This window comes from Burkholderia sp. BCC0397 (assembly GCF_902832865.1).
In the GTDB taxonomy this organism is placed as follows: Bacteria; Pseudomonadota; Gammaproteobacteria; order Burkholderiales; family Burkholderiaceae; genus Burkholderia.
Map to the genome: position 1 here is coordinate 383,377 of NZ_CADFDL010000005.1, position 18,666 is coordinate 402,042.

Sequence of the window (18,666 nt, forward strand, 5' to 3'; positions counted from 1 at the left end):
GAGTGAACGTACGCTTGGTCGACACCACGATCGATCAACAGGTTCTCGACCATGCAAGCTCATCCTCTGCGTCTTTCCCCCGGCGACGATCTGCGCGGCGCGATCGAAGCAGCGTTGCGTCGCCACGATTTGCACGCGGCCTTCGTGATCCAGGGCATCGGCAGCCTGAGCGTCGCGCAGTTGCGCTTCGCCGGCGTCGACCAGCCGACCGAGCTGCGCGGCGACCTCGAAATCCTGACGCTGGCCGGCTCGGTGTCGCCGGACGGCGCGCATCTGCACATGTCGATCTCGGGTGCGGACGGCCGCGTGACGGGCGGCCATGTCGCGAGCGGCTGCGTGGTGCGCACGACGGCCGAGATCCTGCTCGCGCTGCTGCCCGCGCATCGCTTCTCGCGCGAGCCGGATGCGGGCACCGGCTTCAACGAACTGGTGATCCGTCGCGAGTCGGGCGGCGACGCCACGTGAATGGGCAGCGGCGCTAGAATCGCCGCTCATCGAAGACTTTCCCTTTACCGCTCATTCCGCAAGACGCAATCCATGGACGACACCGAAATCGAACAGAAGGCGTGGGACATCGTCCGGGCCTGGCTCGAAGGCGCGACACCCGAGCAGTGGCACCGGTTCGCCGCACGCTCCAATTACGACGGCAACGGCCGCGCGTTGCGCTGGCTGCTGGACAACCGCAACGTCGATCGCGCGACCGCACTGCTGATCTACTGGAATCTCGGCGCCGCGTGGTTCGTGCAGTATGCGAACGAAAGCGATCTGGGCGACGCGTCGTATCAACTCGATACGTTCCGGTTGCTTCGCGAAATCGAGCAACGTTACGCCGATGGCTATTACGCCAATCACGGAATCTGGTTCGATCCGCATGACTTCGATGGCGCGGGGCCGAACGATTATCCGGACGTACCGGTCGCGCGGCCCGTGCCGGCACTGATGCTGCAGCCGACCGACGGCCGCGAGTACGTCGATCTCGACGAAGCGGACGGGTATGACGAAGGCTTGCCGTTCGACGTGGTTGAGCGGCTACACGCGCTGTACGACTGACCGGGCGAGCGCTTCCGTTCGCGAACGCATGAAAAAAAGCGCCGCGGCCATTCGGCCCGCGGCGCCTTTCAGTGCGCTGCGACGTCGACCACCCGCCGCAGCCCGACTGCGTGCTTACATCTGCACGGTGTCGGCCACTTCCTTGAAGTCTTCGATCTGGTCGAAGTTCATGTACTGGTAGATCTTGTCGCCGTTCGCGGTGAGCACGCCCATGTCGGCCATGTACTCGTCCTTGGTCGGGATCTTGCCCAGACGCGAGCAGATCGCCGCCAGTTCCGCCGAGCCGAGATACACGTTCGTGTTCTTGCCGAGACGGTTCGGGAAGTTGCGGGTCGACGTCGACATCACCGTCGCGCCTTCGCGCACCTGTGCCTGGTTACCCATGCACAGCGAGCAGCCCGGCATTTCGGTGCGGGCGCCGGCCGTGCCGAACACGCCGTAGTGACCTTCTTCCGTCAGCTGCTTCTGGTCCATCTTGGTCGGCGGCGCGACCCACAGCTTGACCGGAATGTCGCGCTTGCCTTCCAGCAGCTTCGACGCGGCACGGAAGTGGCCGATGTTGGTCATGCACGAGCCGATGAACACTTCGTCGATCTTCGCACCGGCGACGTCCGACAGCGTCTTCACGTCGTCCGGGTCGTTCGGGCAGGCGACGATCGGCTCGTGGATGTCGGCGAGGTCGATCTCGATGACGGCCGCGTATTCGGCGTCGGCATCCGGCGACAGCAGTTGCGGGTCGGCCAGCCACTGTTCCATCGCCGCGATGCGGCGCTGCAGGCTGCGCGGATCCTGGTAGCCCTGCGCGATCATCCACTTGAGCAGCGTGACGTTGCTGTTCAGGTATTCGATGATTGGTTCCTTGTTCAGGTGCACCGTGCAACCGGCTGCCGAACGCTCGGCGGACGCATCCGACAGCTCGAACGCTTGCTCGACCTTCAGGTCGGGCAGGCCTTCGATTTCGAGAATGCGGCCCGAGAAGATGTTCTTCTTGCCCTGCTTGGCGACCGTCAGCATGCCTTGCTTGATCGCGTACAGCGGAATCGCGTTGACGAGGTCGCGCAGCGTGACGCCCGGCTGCATCTTGCCCTTGAAGCGGACCAGCACCGATTCCGGCATGTCCAGCGGCATCGTGCCGGTGGCGGCCGCGAACGCGACCAGGCCCGAGCCTGCCGGGAAGCTGATGCCGATCGGGAAGCGCGTGTGCGAATCGCCGCCGGTGCCGACGGTGTCGGGCAGCAGCATGCGGTTCAGCCACGAGTGGATCACGCCGTCGCCCGGACGCAGCGCGATGCCGCCGCGCGTGCTGATGAAGTTCGGCAGCGTCTGGTGCGTCTTCACGTCGACCGGCTTCGGATACGCGGCGGTGTGGCAGAACGACTGCATCACGAGGTCGGCCGAGAAGCCGAGGCACGCGAGGTCCTTCAGTTCGTCGCGGGTCATCGGGCCGGTGGTGTCCTGCGAGCCGACCGAGGTCATCTTCGGTTCGCAGTACGTGCCCGGGCGCACGCCCTGGCCTTCCGGCAGACCGCAGGCGCGGCCGACCATCTTCTGCGCGAGCGAGAAGCCCTTGCCGCTGTCGGCCGGCTGGTGCGGCAGGCGGAACAGCGTCGATGGCGCGAGGCCCAGCGCCTCACGCGCCTTCGCGGTCAGGCCGCGGCCGATGATCAGCGGAATGCGGCCGCCGGCGCGCACTTCGTCGAACAGCACGTCGGACTTCACCTGGAATTCGGCGATGACCTTGCCGTCCTTCAGCGCCTTGCCTTCGTACGGGCGCAGTTCGACCACGTCGCCCATTTCCATCTGCGACACGTCGAGCTCGATCGGCAGCGCGCCGGCGTCTTCCATCGTGTTGTAGAAGATCGGGGCGATCTTGCCGCCGAGGCACACGCCGCCGAAGCGCTTGTTCGGGACGAACGGGATGTCTTCGCCGGTGAACCACAGCACCGAGTTGGTGGCCGACTTGCGCGAGGAGCCGGTGCCGACCACGTCGCCGACGTAGGCGACCAGGTGGCCCTTTTCCTTCAGCGATTCGATGAACTTGACCGGGCCGCGCTTGCCGTCTTCCTCCGGCGTGATGCCCGGGCGCGCGTTCTTCAGCATCGCCAGCGCGTGCATCGGGATGTCCGGGCGGGTGGTGGCGTCCGGTGCCGGCGACAAGTCGTCGGTGTTGGTTTCGCCCGTGACCTTGAACACGGTGATGGTCAGGCTTTCCGGCACTTCCGGACGGCTCGTGAACCATTCGGCATCGGCCCAGCTCTGCAGCACGGCCTTCGCGTGCGCGTTGCCGTTGTCGGCGAGTTCCTTCACGTCATGGAACTGGTCGAACATCAGCAGGGTTTTCTTCAGCGCGTCGGCAGCCACGGCCGCGACTGCTTCGTCGGACAGCAGCTCGATCAGCGGCTGGATGTTGTAGCCGCCCAGCATCGTGCCGAGCAGCTCGGTCGCGCGTTCGCGCGAGATCAGCGGGCAGGCGGTCTCGCCCTTCGCGACGGCGGCCAGGAAGCCGGCCTTCACGCGGGCGGCTTCGTCGACGCCGGCGGGCACGCGATAGGTGATCAGGTCGAGCAGCGTCTGCTCTTCGCCGGCGGGCGGGTTCGCCAGCAGTTCCACCAGTTCGGCGGTTTGCTGAGCCGTCAGCGGCAGGGGAGGAATACCGAGCGCGGCGCGGGCGGCCACGTGAGCACGAAAGTTTTCAAGCATGGGGAGACCTGCTGATATTGCGTTTGAGGGGAAGGCCTTGCCGGCACTCCGGGGCTATTCCAGGCACTGCTTTGAGCGGGATTCTAATCTCAATGGTGTGGAACGTCAAATGTCTTATGTCTTATATAAGAGTTGATGGCGCGAAAGACGGAAGGCGCGGCGGGATGGGGGGGGCGGCCTTGTCGGGCATGGCGCGGCGCGCGGATGCAGGGTGTCGGTTCAGGTGGCCGGCGTCGCACATATCTGCACAAGCCCGCAGAAAACGGCACACGGGACGGCGCGATGCTGCCGGCCGCGCCGGCCGGCGCCGGCGGGGTCGTGCCGGCGACCTATCCGAACAAGGGCATCGCGGCCGCCACGTACCGTGACGGCAAGGGGCGCGTCGGCCGCGCCGGCCCGCATCCGGAGGTCGATGAAGACGGGTATCGCCAGAACGGCCTAGAGAATCCGGACGGTGTGTTGCCGGAGAGGGCCTACGATCTGATCGACGCGACGATGAACCCGTAGCGGGGGTGCCGCGGCGCGCGGCTTATTTGCGTTTGGCGCGATACGCGTCGAGATTTTTCCGGGCCTGCGCGCGGATCGCGCGCTGCATGAATGGCGTCCAGCCCAGCAGCGCGCCTTTCATCCCGAGTGCCTGACGCGCCCAGCGCCACAGGTCGAAATGGTCGCGATGCTCGACGATGCGTCCGTCGCGAAACCGGAAGCGCGCATCGATCCGGTTGACCACCCACCGTCCGGTCGCGGCGAACCGGTAGTGCGCGCTCCACGTCGCACGCCCGGCCTGCTCGTCCGCGGCGACTTCGCCGAACGTCAGCGAGAACTCCTGGGCCCGCGCGACCAGCATCCGCCACATGTCGCGCGCGAGTTCGCCGCGCAGTTCGCCGAATGCGGGATCGCTGAATACGACGTCGTCGGCATAGCACGCGAGCATCGCGTCGATGTCGCGCTGCTGGAAGGCCGTGTAGAAGCGCTGGATCAACGCGGTGTTCGGATCAGTCATGTCGGGCGTAACGGGGAAGGGAGGGCGGACGGTGACGTCCGTCGAAACGTCGATCGGGACGTGGCGGCAGGCAGCACGAACCGGCGCCCGTGCTTGCGACTTCGGGCGTAGCTGGCTCGCCGCCGGATGATACGCGTCAGCGGGCCGCCATCGCGACGTCCTGGTTACTCCGTCCCGTCACCAGGCAGCCCGACATGAAGGCCTCGCTCTGGCTGCCGGCGGCGGCCTCGCCGAAGCCGCGACCGAGGGCATCGGCCTTCACCTGAGCGGCGCCTTGCTCGCACGCGAGCGGGCTGGCGTCGCGGCCCTGCGCGTGCAGGATCGCGCGATCGCCGATGAGATAGGCCAGCAGGGCGAAAACAGCGATATGTACGGATCGTCTCATGGTTCGTCTCCTCGTTGCTCAAGCGTAACGCGGACACGTTCGACGAAGCACTTGGGGCTTCCCCCGGTAAACGTCTGCTGAAAGCCGTAGCGGGGCAGGGTGATCCTGTCCTGTTTTTCCGTCGCCGCTCGACGGGCGGGCAATGCGCGCGAGTTTGACGAATGTCAGGGTGCGGGCGGGCGGTAGCGGTCGCGCGGCCGTTCAAGGCGATAGCATGACTGCATGATTTGACGGAACGCGATGCGGGGTCGACGCACCGGGTCCGGCAAGCAGGCAGGTGTTGAATATCGCTGTCGAAATAGTGAGGAATCCAAATGTTGAACGTCTCTTCCGTCCTGATCAGCCTTGCCCCGATGTGGGCCATCCTGCTGCTGGCTTCTTCGGCGGCCGCCTATTTCGTGTTCTGGCGCAAGGTCATCGACTAAGCGCTGCGCGACAGCGTGCGCACGCGTGACGCGCCGTGCCGGTCATTGCACCGCCGTCACCGGCACATTCGAAATCCGCACCAGCCGGGCCATCACGCTGCGCCGGAACACCGACATCAATGCATGCAGCGGATCGCGTCTCGGCCCGGCCACGACGATCTCGTCGCACCCGGTTTCGGCCGCCGCGGCCGCGATCGTATCGGCCACCGGCCCGACCTTCATCACGACGCTGAACTTCACGTCCGCATCGCGCAGGATCCGCTCGGCCATCGCGAGATCGTCGGCCGCGAATCGTGTCTCGATCGCGCGCAACCGCGACAGCGGGTGATAGGCCTCGAGCCGCGTCGATTCCAGCGGCGCCTGCACGTTGATCAGCACGATTTCCGATGCGCAGCGCTCGCGATACAGAAACGTCGCGTGCCGGACGGCCTGAAGCGAGCGCGGTGAATGGCCGACCGGAACCAGCAGCTTGAGCATGGACGATAAACCCGGAAACGAAGTGCTTCCAGCGTAGCGGGCGGCCGGACGAAACGATCTAAAGAGATCGGCCGGCCGCATAAAAATGTCGTTAACACGCGCGGTCCTGTCCTGTGACGCACCGACTAAAAATATAAGAAATTTAAGTTTATGCGCATAAACGGCAGCGAGCGGCGGCGCCGGCCCCGCCCGGTCGTCGCCGGCTGTCCGCACCATCGCGATTCAGTCGGATCCGCAATGAATTGCGCCGCAAAATATCGGAGGTCGCCCGGATGGCGTCGCGTAGAGTAGAGCGTCGGCCGCCGCCCGGCGGCGCGCCATCCGATACCGCTTCCCAGGAGACCCCGCATGCCGCACGGCGCCCCGCAGTTTCTCGCTCCCGCTTCCATTTCCGTCGATCCGATCGTGCGCCTGTCTGCCGGCGAGCTCGCGTCGGCGATCCGCAGCAAGGCGGTTTCGTGCGTCGAGACGATGCGTGCGTATCTCGATCACATCGAGCGCGTGAACGGCGCGGTCAACGCGATCGTCGCGCTGCGCGACCGCGATGCGCTGCTGGCCGAAGCCGCGGAAAAGGATGCGGAGCTGGCGCGCGGCGAGTACCGCGGCTGGCTGCACGGGATGCCGCAGGCGCCGAAGGATCTGGCGATGACGAAGGGGCTGCGGACGACCTACGGCTCGCCGATCTTCCGCGAGAACGTGCCGCAGGCCGATTCCGTCGGCGTCGCGCGGATGCGCGCGGCCGGCGCGATCTTCATCGGCAAGACCAATACGCCCGAGTTCGGGCTCGGTTCGCACACGTTCAACGAGGTCTACGGCGCGACGCGCAACCCGTACGACTTGACGAAGAGCGCGGGCGGCAGCAGCGGCGGCACGGCGGCGGCGCTCGCGTCGCGGATGCTGCCGGTGGCGGACGGCAGCGATTTCGGCGGTTCGCTGCGTAATCCGGCCGCGTTCTGCAACGTCGTCGGCTTCCGTCCGTCGCAGGGCCGCGTGCCGCGCTGGCCGGGCGTCGACGTGTTCGTGCAGCAGCTCGGCATCGAAGGGCCGATGGGCCGCACCGTCGGCGACGTCGCGCAGCTGCTCGCGATCCAGGCCGGCTACGATCGCAACGATCCGCTGTCGCTCGCGGAAGATCCGGCCGTGTTCGCGCAGCCGCTCGACGCGGACCTGCGCGGCAAGCGCGTCGCGTGGGTCGGCGACTGGAACGGCTATCTCGCGACGGAGGCCGGCGTGCTCGCGCAGTGCGAGCACGGGCTGGCGACGCTGCGCGAGATCGGTTGCGACGTCGATGCCGCGCTGCCGGCGTTCGCGCCCGACCGGATCTGGCGCCTGTGGCTCGCGCACCGGCACTTGCTGTCGGGCGGCGGGCTGCTCGCGCACTATCGCGACCCGGCGCGCCGCGCGCTGCTGAAGTCCGAGGCGATCTACGAGGTCGAAGGTTTGCTCGCGATGCAGGGTGCGGCGGTGTTCGACGCGAGCGTCGAACGGACCGCGTGGCATCAGGCGGTGCTGAGCTTCTTCGACCGTTACGACTTTATCGCGGCGCCGACCGCGCAGGTGTTCCCGTTCGACGTCGACCAGCGCTGGCCGAAGGAGATCGCGGGCCGCGCGATGGACACGTATCACCGCTGGATGGAAACGGTCGTGCCGTGGACGCTGGCCGGCTGCCCGGTGATCAACGTGCCGGTCGGTTTCAACGACGCAGGGTTGCCGATGGGGATGCAACTGATCGGGCGTCCGCGCGCCGATCTCGCCGTGCTGCAGCTTGCGCGCGGCTACGAGCAGGCGGCCGACTGGGTGGCCCGGCGGGTGCCGGCGTGGATGGCAGCGTAATACCGCGGCCGGCAGGCAGCCGGTAAGCCGGGTGACGAAACGGGCGGCGACGGGCTGCCCGTTTCGTTTTGCATCGCTCGACGCGAAGCGCGCCGACGCAGGCCGAAACCGGCGTCCATTGATGCAACCGGAGAAAGAATCGCGGTACGTGCGCGGCATCGCGCGGCAAACGCGCGCGAATCTGCGTGACGGCGCCCGTCGGCCGCCGAATTGCAAGCGGCGGCGCGGCCCGATTTCGTTTCGAGGTGTTTCAGTCGTTGCGGCGGCGCGCGACGCGCTTCGACAATATCGCCTCGACAATTCGGGCACGAGGGAAACACATGAAGCACATTCGCGCGACGGGCCGGCATCTGGCCTCGGCAGGCATCGCGTTCGGCATCCTGGTGAGCGGCGCCGCACACGCGCAGCTCGACCTGCAGTCGATCGGCGCGTCGCTGCTCGGCGGCGGGCAGCAGCAGGCGGCGCCTGCGCAGGGCGGTGTCGCGCAGTTGCTGCAGGCCTATGTCGGTGCGAACCAGCAGGTGCTGAATGGCCAGTCGTCGCTCGCGTCGGCGATGGGGCTGACGGGGGCGGCCGGGCAGGCGCAGCAGGCCGCGAGCCAGTTGTCCGGCGGCGATGCGCTGTCGCCGGCCACGCTGTCGCAGATGGGCGGCGCGCAGCAATCGGTGTCGCAGGCGCTCGGCCAGGCGTTCGCGAGCGGCGGCGCCACGCACGGCCCGATCGACAAGCAGGCGTTCAGCAACGGCCTCGCGTCGCTGGGGCAGGGGCTCACGCAGTATTCGCAACTGCAGTCGGGGCTCGGCAATCTCGGCTCGACGAGCGCCGCGTCGCTGCTGCAATCGGGCCTGAATCCGCAGAACATGCAGGCCGCGTCGTATATCGCGCAAAGCGCGCCGGGCCAGTTGCAGTCGCTTGCCGCGACGCTCGGCCAGGCCGTGCAGTTCGCGACGAGCCAGGGTATTTCGGTGCCGTCGGTTGCGTCGTCCGCGCTGAAGCTGCTGCCGTAACGCGAGGCGCAGGCGTGCACGATGCGTGGTTGGCATCGCGTGCGCCAGCAACGAACCATGGTCCCGCACAACATGGGGATTTCGCGCGATGCTATCGTGGCGTGTTCCTTTATCGGTGCCGGTTCATGACTGACTCGTTCGACCTCTCGCGCTATTTCTCCCGCATCGGCTACGACGGCCCGGCCGAGCCGACGCTGGACGTGCTGCGCCGGCTGCATCTGCTGCATCCGCAGGCGATTCCGTTCGAAAACCTCAATCCGCTGACCGGCGCGCGCGTCGCGCTCGACCTGCCCACGATCGTCGACAAGGTGATCGAACGCCGTCGCGGCGGCTACTGCTTCGAACTCAACAAGCTGTTCTACACCGCGCTCACGACGATCGGTTTTCGCGTGACGCCGCTGATCGCGCGCGTGCGCTGGATGCGGCCGCCCGAGATCGTCACCGCGCAGACGCATATGCTGCTGCGCATCGACCTCGACGGCGCGGCGTGGCTCGCGGACATCGGCTTCGGCAGCGCGACGCTGACCGCGCCGCTACGCTTCGTGCCGGGCGAGCGGCAATTGACGCCGCACGGCGCGTTTCGCGTGATCGACGCGCCGGTCGACGGCGAATTCGACATGCAGTTCGAGATCCCCGACGGCTGGCAGACGACCTACCGCTTCTCGTTGAAGCCGGCCGAATGGATCGATTACGAGGCCGCGAACTGGTTCACGTCGACGTATCCCGAATCGATCTTCGTGAACGACCTGATCGCGTGCCGCGTGCTGCCGGACGGCCGCGCGGCGCTGCTCAACACCGTGCTGACGCTGCGCGACGCGGCGGGGGCCGGGCGCACGATCACGTTCGACAATGCAGCCGACTGGGCGGCGTGCCTGCGCGACACGATCGGCGTCAATACGGCGGGATTCGATTTCGACGCGCTGTTCGCGCGGCTCGCGACGCGTCCCGCGAGGTAACGCGGACGCACGCAATCCGACGGCGGCCCCGACACGGGCCGCGCCCGAGTCGACCCCCTCCGTCATTGCCCGTATTTGACTTTTGCTAGATTGCTAGCATACTAGCATCCATGACCGACGAAGAAGTGAAGCAATTCAACGTGTACCTGCCGCTTGGCCTGATCCGGCAGGTCAAGCATCGCGCCATCGAGACGGAGCAATCGCTGTCCGCGCTCGTGGCCGACGCGTTGCGCGCGTACCTGGCCGCGCCGCCGCCCGGCGCGGGACCGTCCGACAAGGAGGAGTGACATGTCATCCGAGCGAATCGAAGCCGTGTATCTGACCACCCACAACTGGGGCAAGTCGGCGAAGTTCTTTCAGGCGCTGGGCTTCACGCTGGAATTCGAAACCGATCACCACTCGGGCCAGTTGCGCAGCGGCGACGGCCCGTTCCTGTTCATCGCCGAAGTGCCGCCGAGCGAAAAGCCCGACATGCAGGTCGTGATCAAGGTGGCCGACGAGCAGGCGGTGCAGCCTCAGCCGATCGTCGATGTCGTCACGCCGTTCGAGGACACGCACTGGGGCACGCGCGACATGACCGTGCGCGATCCGGACGGCCGCTTGTGGCGCCTGCAGGCGCCAGGCAAGCCGGGCGCGTGAGGTCGACATGACGGATATCCGCGAAGACGACGCGCCCGACAGCACGGCCGCGCGCGTCGCGCTGTGGCGCGCGCTGCACGTCGAGCTCGATGCGCCGCCGCCTGTGCTCGCCGACGAAATCGGGCTTCGATTGCTCGCGCCGGAACCCGGCTGGCAGCAGCGCGGTGACATGGATCCGCAGTTCACGCGGCCGTTTCGCGCATCGATCGTCGCGCGGGCGCGTTTCATCGAGGATCTCGTGGCCGAGCAGGCCGCGCGCGGCGTGAGCCAGTACGTGATCCTCGGCGCGGGGCTCGACAGCTTCGTGCAGCGCCGGCCGGACATGGCGTCGCGCGTGACCGTGTTCGAAGTCGACCCGCCGGCGCCGCAGCGCTGGAAGCAGCGGCGCCTCGTCGAACTCGGTTTCGGCGTGCCCGACTGGCTGCGCTTCGTGCCGGTCGATTTCGAGGCGAAGCAGTCGTGGCGCGACGCGCTCGTCGGCGCGGGCTTCGATGTCGGCCAGCCGGCGGTCGTGGTGTCCACCGGCGTCAGCATGTACCTGACGCGCGAAGCGAATGCGGCCGCGCTGCGCGAAGTCGCGTCGCTCGCGCCGGGTTCGACGTTCGCGATGACGTTCCTGCTGCCGCTGGAAAATGCGGATCCGGACGTGCGCCCGGGAATGGAAATGGCCGCGAAGGGCGCGCGGGCGAGCGGCACGCCGTTCATCAGCTTCTTCATGCCGGACCAGATCCAGGCGCTCGCACGGGAGGCCGGCTTTGCGAAGGCCGAACACGTGTCGGCCGCCGAGCTGACGCGCCGTTATTTCGCCGAGCGCACGGACGGTCTGCGGCCGCCGAACCGCGCGGAAGAATTGCTCGTTGCGACGGTCTGACCCGTCACGCTCGCCACTCTCGTCACGCGCGTTCGAGCACGGCCATCTCCCGCACGACCACGAGCAGCACTGCGAGGCTCGCGCCGCCGGATGCGCGCAGGTCCGCGAGCAGGTGCTCGTAGCGCTCAAGCGCGGCCTCGCGGCGCGTGCGCCACGCGCCGACGATCGTGTCCGGCGTGGTCGAATCCGGCGATTCCGCGAGCGCGCTGGTCGCGAGCGTGCGCTTCAGCCGCGCGACTTCCGCAAGTGCGGCGGCGCGCGCGAGCATGTCCCAGTGCGTCGGCGTCGGCAGGGTTGCCGCGCGTTCGCCGATCCACCCGTAATTGAGCAGCGTGCCGAGCGAGAAATAGACGCCCGCGACGAGTTCGAGGCTGCGGTTGCAGGTCGCTGCCACTTCGGCGATGTCGAGCAGCGCGGCCGAGATGTCGCCGCTCGCGACGCGTATCGCGAGCGCGCTGTCGACGCCGGCGTCGACCAGCACGCGCTGCCGCTCGGACAGTGCATCGAGATCGTCGGCCGGCAGCAGCGACGGCAGTTGCGGCGCGATGCGCTGCACCGCGTCGCGGCAGCGCGCGATCAATCCGGTGACGCCGCCGTCGGTCACCGCACCCGACTGCAGATGCCGCAGGAACCACAGCGCCGCGCGCTCCAGCAGCCGCGCGACGTCGACGAACATGCGCGCCTGCACGTCGTCGGCGACGCGGTTGTCGAGCGCGTCGATGTCGCGCCATACCGCATCGAGGTCGAACACGTCGCGCGCCATGATGCACGCGCGCACGATGTCGCCAGGCTTCGCGTCGGTTTCCTCCATCAGCCGGTGCACGAACGCGCAGCCGACGCGGTTCACGAGCGCGTTGGTCAGGTGCGTCGCGAGAATCTCGCGGCGCAGCGGATGGCGGCACATCGGCTCGCTGAAGCGCTGTTGCAGCGGCTTCGGGAAGTAGTCGACGAGCATCGTGGCCACCAGCGGATCCTCGGGCACGTCGGATTCGAGCAGCGCGTCGTAGAGCCACATCTTGCTGTACGCGAGCAGCACCGCGCGCTCCGGCGACGTGAGGCCGAGCTTCGCGGCCTGGCGCTCGGCGACTTCATCGTCGGTCGGCAGGAATTCGATCACGCGGTTCAGGCGGCCCGCGCGTTCGAGCCAGCGCATCAGGCGCGCCTCGGCGTCGAGCAATTCGACCGCATAGCGGCCCGCGATCGACAGCGCCTGCGTCTGGTAGTAGTTGTCGCGCAGCACGAGCAGCCCGACTTCGTCGGTCATCTCGGCGAGCAGCGCGTTGCGCTGCTTCTCGGTCATCTCGCCGTCGGACACGACGAGCCCGAGCAGGATCTTGATGTTGACTTCGTGATCCGAACAATCGACGCCGGCCGAGTTGTCGATCGCATCGGTGTTGATGCGGCCGCCGCGCTGCGCGAATTCGATGCGGCCGAACTGCGTGCAGCCGAGGTTGCCGCCTTCGCCGACGACCTTGCAGCGCAGGTCCGCGCCGTTCACGCGCACCGCGTCGTTCGCGCGGTCGCCGACCTGCGCGTGGGTTTCGCGCGCCGCCTTCACGTAGGTGCCGATGCCGCCGTTGTACAGCAGGTCGACCGGCGCCTGCAGGATCGCGCGGATCAGCTCGGTCGGCGGCAGCGCGTGCGCGTCGATGCCGAGCACGGCCTGCACGGCCGGCGACAGCGGGATCGTCTTCGCGGTGCGCGGATACACGCCGCCGCCCGGCGAAATCGCGGCCGTGTCGTAGTCGGCCCAGCTCGAGCGTTCGAGCGCGAACATGCGCTCACGCTCCGCGAAGCTCGTCGCCGGGTCGGGGTTCGGGTCGAGGAACACGTGCCGGTGATCGAACGCGGCGACGAGCCGGATATGCGGCGACAGCAGCATCCCGTTGCCGAACACGTCGCCTGACATGTCGCCGACGCCGACCACGGTGAAGTCGGTGGTCTGCGTGTCGACGCCCATCTCGCGGAAGTGCCGCTTCACCGATTCCCACGCGCCGCGCGCGGTGATCGCCATCTTCTTGTGGTCGTAGCCGACCGAGCCGCCGGATGCGAACGCATCGTCGAGCCAGAAGCCGTATTCGTGCGAGATCGCGTTCGCGTAGTCGGAGAAGGTGGCCGTGCCCTTGTCGGCGGCGACGACCAGGTATGGATCGTCGGGGTCGTGACGCACCACGTCGGGCGGCGGCACGATCGTGTTGCCGGCGAGGTTGTCGGTGAGGTCGAGCAGCCCGCGCAGGAACGTCTGGTAGCACGCGATGCCTTCGCGCATCCATGCTTCGCGATCGCTCGGCGAAGGCGGGTTCTTCACGACGAAGCCGCCTTTCGAGCCGACCGGCACGATCACGACGTTCTTCACCATCTGCGCCTTCATCAGCCCGAGCACCTCGGTGCGGAAATCCTCGCGGCGATCCGACCAGCGCAGGCCGCCGCGCGCGACGCGCCCGCCGCGCAGGTGCACGCCCTCGACACGCGGCGAATACACCCAGATCTCGAACATCGGCTTCGGTTCGGGCAGGCCGGGCACCTTCGCCGGGTTGAACTTGAACGACAGGTACGGCTTCGATTCGCCGTTCGCGTCGGCGAGGAAGTAGTTCGTGCGCTCGGTCGCGTTGATCACGCCGAGGAACTGGCGCAGGATGCGGTCCTCGTCGAGGTTCGGCACCTGGTCCAGCGCACCTTCGATCGCCTTCAGCAGCCGTTCGGCCTGCACGTCGCGCGTGTCGCCGATGCGCGGGTCGAAGCGCAGCAGGAACAGCTCGACGAGTTGCCGCGCGATCGCCGGATTGCCGGTCAGCGCGCGTTCGATATACGCGTCGCTGAAGGTCGAACCGACCTGCCGCAGGTATTTCGCATACGCGCGCAGGATCGTCACTTCGCGTGCGCTCAGGTGCGCGCGCAGCACGAGACGGTTGAAGTCGTCGTTCTCGATCCGGCCGCTCCAGATCCGGTCGAACGCATCCTCGAACAGCCCCTTCACGCGCTCGATGTCGAATTCGGTATCGTCGGCGAGCTCGAGGCCGAAGTCGTGCACCCACGCGTGCGCGGCGTCCTGCGTCTGGATCCGGTACGGCCGTTCCTCGTCGACGCGCACGCCGAGATGTTCGAGCATCGGCAGGCTGCGCGATAGCGCGATCGGGTCGCCCGCGCGATACACCTTGAAGCGGAACGCGCGCGCCTCGGCCTCGATCGGCCGGTACAGGTTCATCGCGAGCTGGCCCGAATCCTTCACGCGCTCGATCAGCTCGATGTCGCGCACGGCCGTGCGCGCCGGATAGTCGTCGCGATAGCCGGCCGGGAACGAATCGGCATAGCGTTGCAGCAGGCGGTTGCCTTGCTCTTCGCCGAATGCGTCGAGCAGCGCGTCGGCGAGATCGTCCTGCCAGCGGCGCGCGACCTGCACGAGCCGCGTTTCGAGTTCGCGCGTGTCGACGTCGGGCATCGTGCCCGGTTCCGCATGGACGACGAAATGAATCCGCGCGATCGCCGATTCCGACAGCAGCGGCGTGAATTCGACGTTCACGCCGTTGTACGCGTCGACGAGCAGCTTCGCGATGCGGCGGCGCAGGTCGGTGTTGTACTTGTCGCGTGGCACGAACACGAGACACGACACGAAGCGGTCGAACCGGTCGCGGCGCACGAACAGGCGCGTGCGCTGGTGTTCCTGCAAGCGCAGGATACCGAGCGCGATGTCGTAGAGCTGGTCTTCGTCGGCCTGGAACAGTTCGTCGCGCGGATAGGTTTCGAGCACCGTCACGAGCGTCTTGCCGAGATGTCCCTTCGGCAAGAAGCCCGCGCGCCGCACGATGTTCGCGCACTTGCGGCGCACGATCGGGATCTCGGCGCTCGACACCATGTACGCGGTCGACGTGTAGAGCCCGATGAAGCGGCGCTCGCCGATCACTTTGCCATCGGCGCCGACGAGTTTCACGCCGACGTAGTCGAGATAGCCGGGGCGGTGCACGGTCGCGCGCGAATTCGCCTTGGTCAGGAAGATCGGCCAGGGGCCGGTGATGATTTCGGCGGCGGCGGGCGGCAGCGGCGTCACGTCGGGCGCGCCGGACGTGCGCAGCGATTCGCGCAGGATGCCGAAGCCCGAGCCCTCGATGCCGCGCAGGCCGAAGCCCGTGCCGTCCGATACGAGCGCGTAGTCGCGCTGGCCGAGGAACGTGAAGTGATCGGCGGCCATCCATTCGACGAACGCGCGCGCCTCGAGGTCCTCCGCGGTCGATTCGCGCGCCTTCATCTCCTTGATCGTCGCGCGGGCGATGTCGACGATCTTCGGCCAGTCCTCGACCGACGCGCGTACGTCGCCGAGCACGCGCGCGATGTCCTCGCGCAGCGTGTCGAGCAATGCGGCGTCGCCGCAGCGGTCGACTTCGAAATGGATGAACGACGCGAGCTGCGACTGGCCGTCGCCGGAGCCGGACGTCGCGCCGCCCGCGTCGACCCGCTCGATGCCGCCGCCGGCGCCGCGCCAGATGCGGAACACCGGATGCAGCGCCGAATGCAGCGCGAGCCCGAGACGGTTGATGGCCATCGTCACCGAGTCGACCAGGAACGGCATGTCGTCGTTGACGATCTCGATCACCGTGTGGTCGGAATGCCAGCCGTGCTGTTCGAGGATCGGGTTGTACACGCGCAGGCGTTCGCTGCCGGGCACGTATTTCTGGGCGGTCTGCCAGTGCGCCATCGCGGCGCCGTACAGGTCGGCGATGCCGCGGTTCTGCAGATCGTCGGCATCGACGAAATCGTAGTAATGACGCAGGAAAGGTTCGACGATCTGGAACGTGGCTTCGGGCAGCCGCCCGCGCGCGAATTCGACGACATCGGAGAGCAGGTGTGCGACGACTTCCTCGTTCTTCGCTTCCATGGCGGTCTCCGTCGGGTGGCCATTGGCTGCTGCGTCTGTCCGGCATTATGCGCCGATTGCGTGACAAAGCGATGTGCGGGCGCACAACGGCGGTGGGCGGAGCCGCCCGCGTGCAGCGCCCGTCGAGCGCGCCGCGGTGTGTGGTTCAGCGCAGGGCAGGCGACGCCGAAGCGACGCTCCCTCGGCGCTCAGCGCTCGTCGCTCCACAGCTTGCCGGCGGTCGCCCAGTTCTCCTTCTTTACGTCGGTCAGGATGATGTCGACCGAGCCCGGCGCGCAGCCGAGCGTCTCGCACGTGACGCGCGTGATTGCTTCGACGAATGCGCGCTTCTGCTCGACGGTGCGGCCTTCGAACAGCTGGATATTGAAAGTCGGCATGACACATGCTCCGGTTGGGATTGAACGATTGACGATTCGGTCGGGTGCGGCGGCGGCGTCAGTCGCGATACGACGGATCGATCCGGTCGAGCCGGCGCAGCAGCGCCGGCCATTCCAGTTCGCCTTCGATCGCGCCGCCGTCGCGCAGCTGTTCGGCGGTGCGGTCGGCGACGGCCGGCTGCGGCAGCACGAGCGGCCCGCCGCCTGCCTGCGCGCGCAACTGGATGTCGCACGCCTTGATCAGCGTATCCATCAGCACGTAGGCTTCGGCGACGGTCCGGCCGACCGTCAGCGTGCCGTGATTGCGCAGCAGCATCGCGGATTTCGCGCCGAGGCTCGCGGTCAGCCGCGCGCCTTCGGCCGGCGAGAACGCGAGCGCTTCGTAGTCGTGGTACGCGAGATCGCCATGAAAGCGCAATGCGTGCTGCGACGCCGGCAGCAGCCCGTCGCGCTGGATCGACACGGCGATGCCGGCCGTATTGTGCAGGTGCATCACGCAGACGGCGTCGGCGCGCGCGGCATGCACGGCCGCATGCAGCGCGAAGCCGGTCACGTTGACCGCGTGTTCGCCGTCGCCGATCCGGTGGCCGGCCAGGTCGATCTTCACGAGATTCGATGCGCAAACCTCGTCGAACGTGAGGCCGAACGGGTTGATCAGGAAGTGGCCGGGCTCGCCGGGCACGGTCGCGGACAGATGCGTGTAGATCAGGTCGTCCCAGCCGTTCAGCGCGACGAGGCGATAGGCGGCGGCGAGGTCGACGCGCAGTCGGCGCTCGGCGCCCGAGATCGGGCCGCCGGGCTTCACGGCATCAGGACGGTGTGCGAATGACATCGGGTTCTCCGAGGGTGAGGCGGCGCGCGACGGCCACCGTGATCCACGACGCGAGCGCGAACGGGGCCGTGAACACGGGGATGCCCGCGCGCATCGCGAGCCACTGGATCAGCGCGGCGAGTGCGGCGGCCGCGAGCGCCGCACGCGGGCCGCGCGGCATCAGCGCGAGCGCGGCGAGCGCGCCGTTGACGCCGAGCAGGCCGTCGGCGAACGACGCGTCGCTTGCGCCCAGCGCGACCAGCAGCACGGTCGACACGATCGCGCCGCCAAGCGCGAACGCGGCTGCGCGGCGTGATGCGACGGCGAGGCCGGCGACGACTAGCGCGCCGGCCCATGCGCCTTGCGCGAAGGTGGTCTGAGCGACGCCCGACAGCAGCGCGTCGGCTGCGGAAGCGAGCGTCAGCAGCGGGACGGCAGTCGCGCCGTCCGCATGCTGCAACGCGACAAACGGGAGCCACAGCGCGGTGACGGCCAGGCACGGGCTCGAATACGGGCACTGGCGCCAGCGGGCGAGCGACACCCGCATCGCGCGTTGCACGAGCGCCGCGCCGATCGCCACCAGCGGCACCAGCGCGACGGCGGCGAGTGGATAGGGCGCGAACAGCACGGCGATCAGCGCGGCCAGCGCACCGTTGAAGCCGTGCAGCCCCTGTTCGACGTTGCGGCGTTCGGCGCCCGTCAGCACGGCCGTCATGCTGGCGGCGGCCGAGCCGACCAGCGCCGCGCACGCGAGCCGCAGGTCGGTCAGCGCCAGCGCGGCGAGCAGCAGCGCGCCGGTGAGCGCGTTCGCCTGCAGCACGATCTGCCCGATGCCGCGCAGCAGAATGCGCAGGTCGATCGACGGCGAGGCGGGGCGGGCGGTAGGCATGAGGGCGGCGGAACAGGATGAGCCGCGAGCATAGGACACTCTGGGATGCACCGGAATAGGGAATGCTGGATAGTCAGGATTTGTGGCGGATGCCCCAAATTGAGGCGCGGAGAGACCAAACGCGCGTATTCGAGATGTTTTTTAGCGTTTTCGCGAGATTTTGGCGATTCAATACCAAATTCGGGTCGTCGCTATTGTTTTCGTGTGCATGCTGTTCGTCACGCGACTGATCCATGCACGTCGGTTTCACAGCTCCAGCGAGCGATCGCCGTTCGAGAGGCTGGACACTGAGCGCTGTGCTCATCGACGGTGGCATTCCGGATAACGAGGATTTATGTGACGATGCCCCGACGCGGGATACCAAGGAGGCGGG

At 67.6% G+C, this 18,666-nt stretch carries 17 protein-coding genes; 9 read left to right on the top strand and 8 right to left on the bottom strand.

The genetic code is table 11. From position 1 onward, the window contains the following. The first annotated feature begins 51 nt into the window (after positions 1-51). Both HWX03_RS19190 and HWX03_RS19195 read left to right on the top strand, forming a co-directional pair. A complete protein-coding gene (locus HWX03_RS19190) occupies positions 52-465 on the top strand; it encodes a PPC domain-containing DNA-binding protein (protein WP_175872267.1) in 414 nt (137 codons plus the stop codon). Between the two features lie 72 nt (positions 466-537). Then, positions 538-1,050: a DUF4274 domain-containing protein gene (locus HWX03_RS19195; protein ID WP_175872268.1), complete on the top strand. Its 513-nt coding sequence runs from the start codon at positions 538-540 to the stop codon at positions 1,048-1,050. Between the two features lie 114 nt (positions 1,051-1,164). Here HWX03_RS19195 and acnB read toward each other — a convergent pair whose 3' ends face one another. Then, the gene (gene acnB, locus HWX03_RS19200; protein ID WP_175872269.1) at positions 1,165-3,750 is read right to left on the bottom strand and encodes a bifunctional aconitate hydratase 2/2-methylisocitrate dehydratase; all 2,586 of its coding nucleotides are present in this window, start codon (positions 3,748-3,750) and stop codon (positions 1,165-1,167) included. Positions 3,751-4,032: 282 nt separating this feature from the next. On the opposite strand from acnB, the gene HWX03_RS19205 reads away from it, so the two are divergent. Beyond that, positions 4,033-4,257, top strand: coding sequence for a hypothetical protein (locus tag HWX03_RS19205; RefSeq protein ID WP_244132678.1), 225 nt, complete (start codon positions 4,033-4,035; stop codon positions 4,255-4,257). 22 nt (positions 4,258-4,279) lie between these two features. Here the strand turns inward: HWX03_RS19205 and HWX03_RS19210 are convergent, their stop codons facing one another. From HWX03_RS19210 to HWX03_RS19220, 3 genes are all read right to left on the bottom strand, one after another. Further along, on the bottom strand, positions 4,280-4,753 hold the full coding sequence (locus HWX03_RS19210) for a nuclear transport factor 2 family protein (protein ID WP_175872270.1): 474 nt from the start codon (positions 4,751-4,753) through the stop codon (positions 4,280-4,282). Positions 4,754-4,889: 136 nt separating this feature from the next. After that, the gene (locus HWX03_RS19215; protein WP_175872271.1) at positions 4,890-5,138 is read right to left on the bottom strand and encodes an adhesin; all 249 of its coding nucleotides are present in this window, start codon (positions 5,136-5,138) and stop codon (positions 4,890-4,892) included. A gap of 467 nt (positions 5,139-5,605) precedes the next feature. Further along, entirely contained in the window at positions 5,606-6,040 is a 435-nt protein-coding gene (locus HWX03_RS19220) for a universal stress protein (RefSeq protein WP_174431555.1), read from the bottom strand. A 348-nt stretch (positions 6,041-6,388) separates the two neighbouring features. On the opposite strand from HWX03_RS19220, the gene HWX03_RS19225 reads away from it, so the two are divergent. The 6 genes from HWX03_RS19225 to HWX03_RS19250 all read left to right on the top strand — a co-directional run bounded on the left by HWX03_RS19225 (position 6,389) and on the right by HWX03_RS19250 (position 11,346). Further along, a complete protein-coding gene (locus HWX03_RS19225; RefSeq protein WP_175872272.1) occupies positions 6,389-7,873 on the top strand; it encodes an amidase in 1,485 nt (494 codons plus the stop codon). 320 nt (positions 7,874-8,193) lie between these two features. Further along, on the top strand, positions 8,194-8,880 hold the full coding sequence (locus tag HWX03_RS19230; protein ID WP_174431546.1) for a hypothetical protein: 687 nt from the start codon (positions 8,194-8,196) through the stop codon (positions 8,878-8,880). A 125-nt stretch (positions 8,881-9,005) separates the two neighbouring features. Next, positions 9,006-9,836: an arylamine N-acetyltransferase gene (locus HWX03_RS19235; protein WP_175872273.1), complete on the top strand. Its 831-nt coding sequence runs from the start codon at positions 9,006-9,008 to the stop codon at positions 9,834-9,836. Positions 9,837-9,946: 110 nt separating this feature from the next. Further along, on the top strand, positions 9,947-10,123 hold the full coding sequence (locus HWX03_RS19240) for a ribbon-helix-helix protein, CopG family (RefSeq protein ID WP_174390034.1): 177 nt from the start codon (positions 9,947-9,949) through the stop codon (positions 10,121-10,123). Position 10,124: 1 nt separating this feature from the next. Further along, positions 10,125-10,475, top strand: coding sequence for a VOC family protein (locus HWX03_RS19245; RefSeq protein ID WP_175872274.1), 351 nt, complete (start codon positions 10,125-10,127; stop codon positions 10,473-10,475). 7 nt (positions 10,476-10,482) lie between these two features. Beyond that, positions 10,483-11,346, top strand: a complete 864-nt coding sequence (locus tag HWX03_RS19250; RefSeq protein WP_175872275.1) for a class I SAM-dependent methyltransferase — start codon at positions 10,483-10,485, stop codon at positions 11,344-11,346. A 22-nt stretch (positions 11,347-11,368) separates the two neighbouring features. On the opposite strand, the gene HWX03_RS19255 is transcribed toward HWX03_RS19250, so the two are convergent. The 4 genes from HWX03_RS19255 to HWX03_RS19270 form a co-directional block, all read right to left on the bottom strand. Beyond that, entirely contained in the window at positions 11,369-16,216 is a 4,848-nt protein-coding gene (locus HWX03_RS19255) for an NAD-glutamate dehydrogenase (protein ID WP_175872276.1), read from the bottom strand. Positions 16,217-16,404: 188 nt separating this feature from the next. Further along, complete coding sequence (locus HWX03_RS19260) at positions 16,405-16,593, bottom strand: 4-oxalocrotonate tautomerase (RefSeq protein ID WP_124699615.1); 189 nt, start codon at positions 16,591-16,593, stop codon at positions 16,405-16,407. Between the two features lie 58 nt (positions 16,594-16,651). After that, positions 16,652-17,425, bottom strand: coding sequence for a class II aldolase/adducin family protein (locus HWX03_RS19265; RefSeq protein ID WP_175872277.1), 774 nt, complete (start codon positions 17,423-17,425; stop codon positions 16,652-16,654). Continuing rightward, positions 17,403-18,293: an urea transporter gene (locus HWX03_RS19270; RefSeq protein ID WP_175872278.1), complete on the bottom strand. Its 891-nt coding sequence runs from the start codon at positions 18,291-18,293 to the stop codon at positions 17,403-17,405. The genes HWX03_RS19265 and HWX03_RS19270 overlap by 23 nt, the downstream gene beginning before the upstream one ends. Positions 18,294-18,666: the final 373 nt, after the last annotated feature.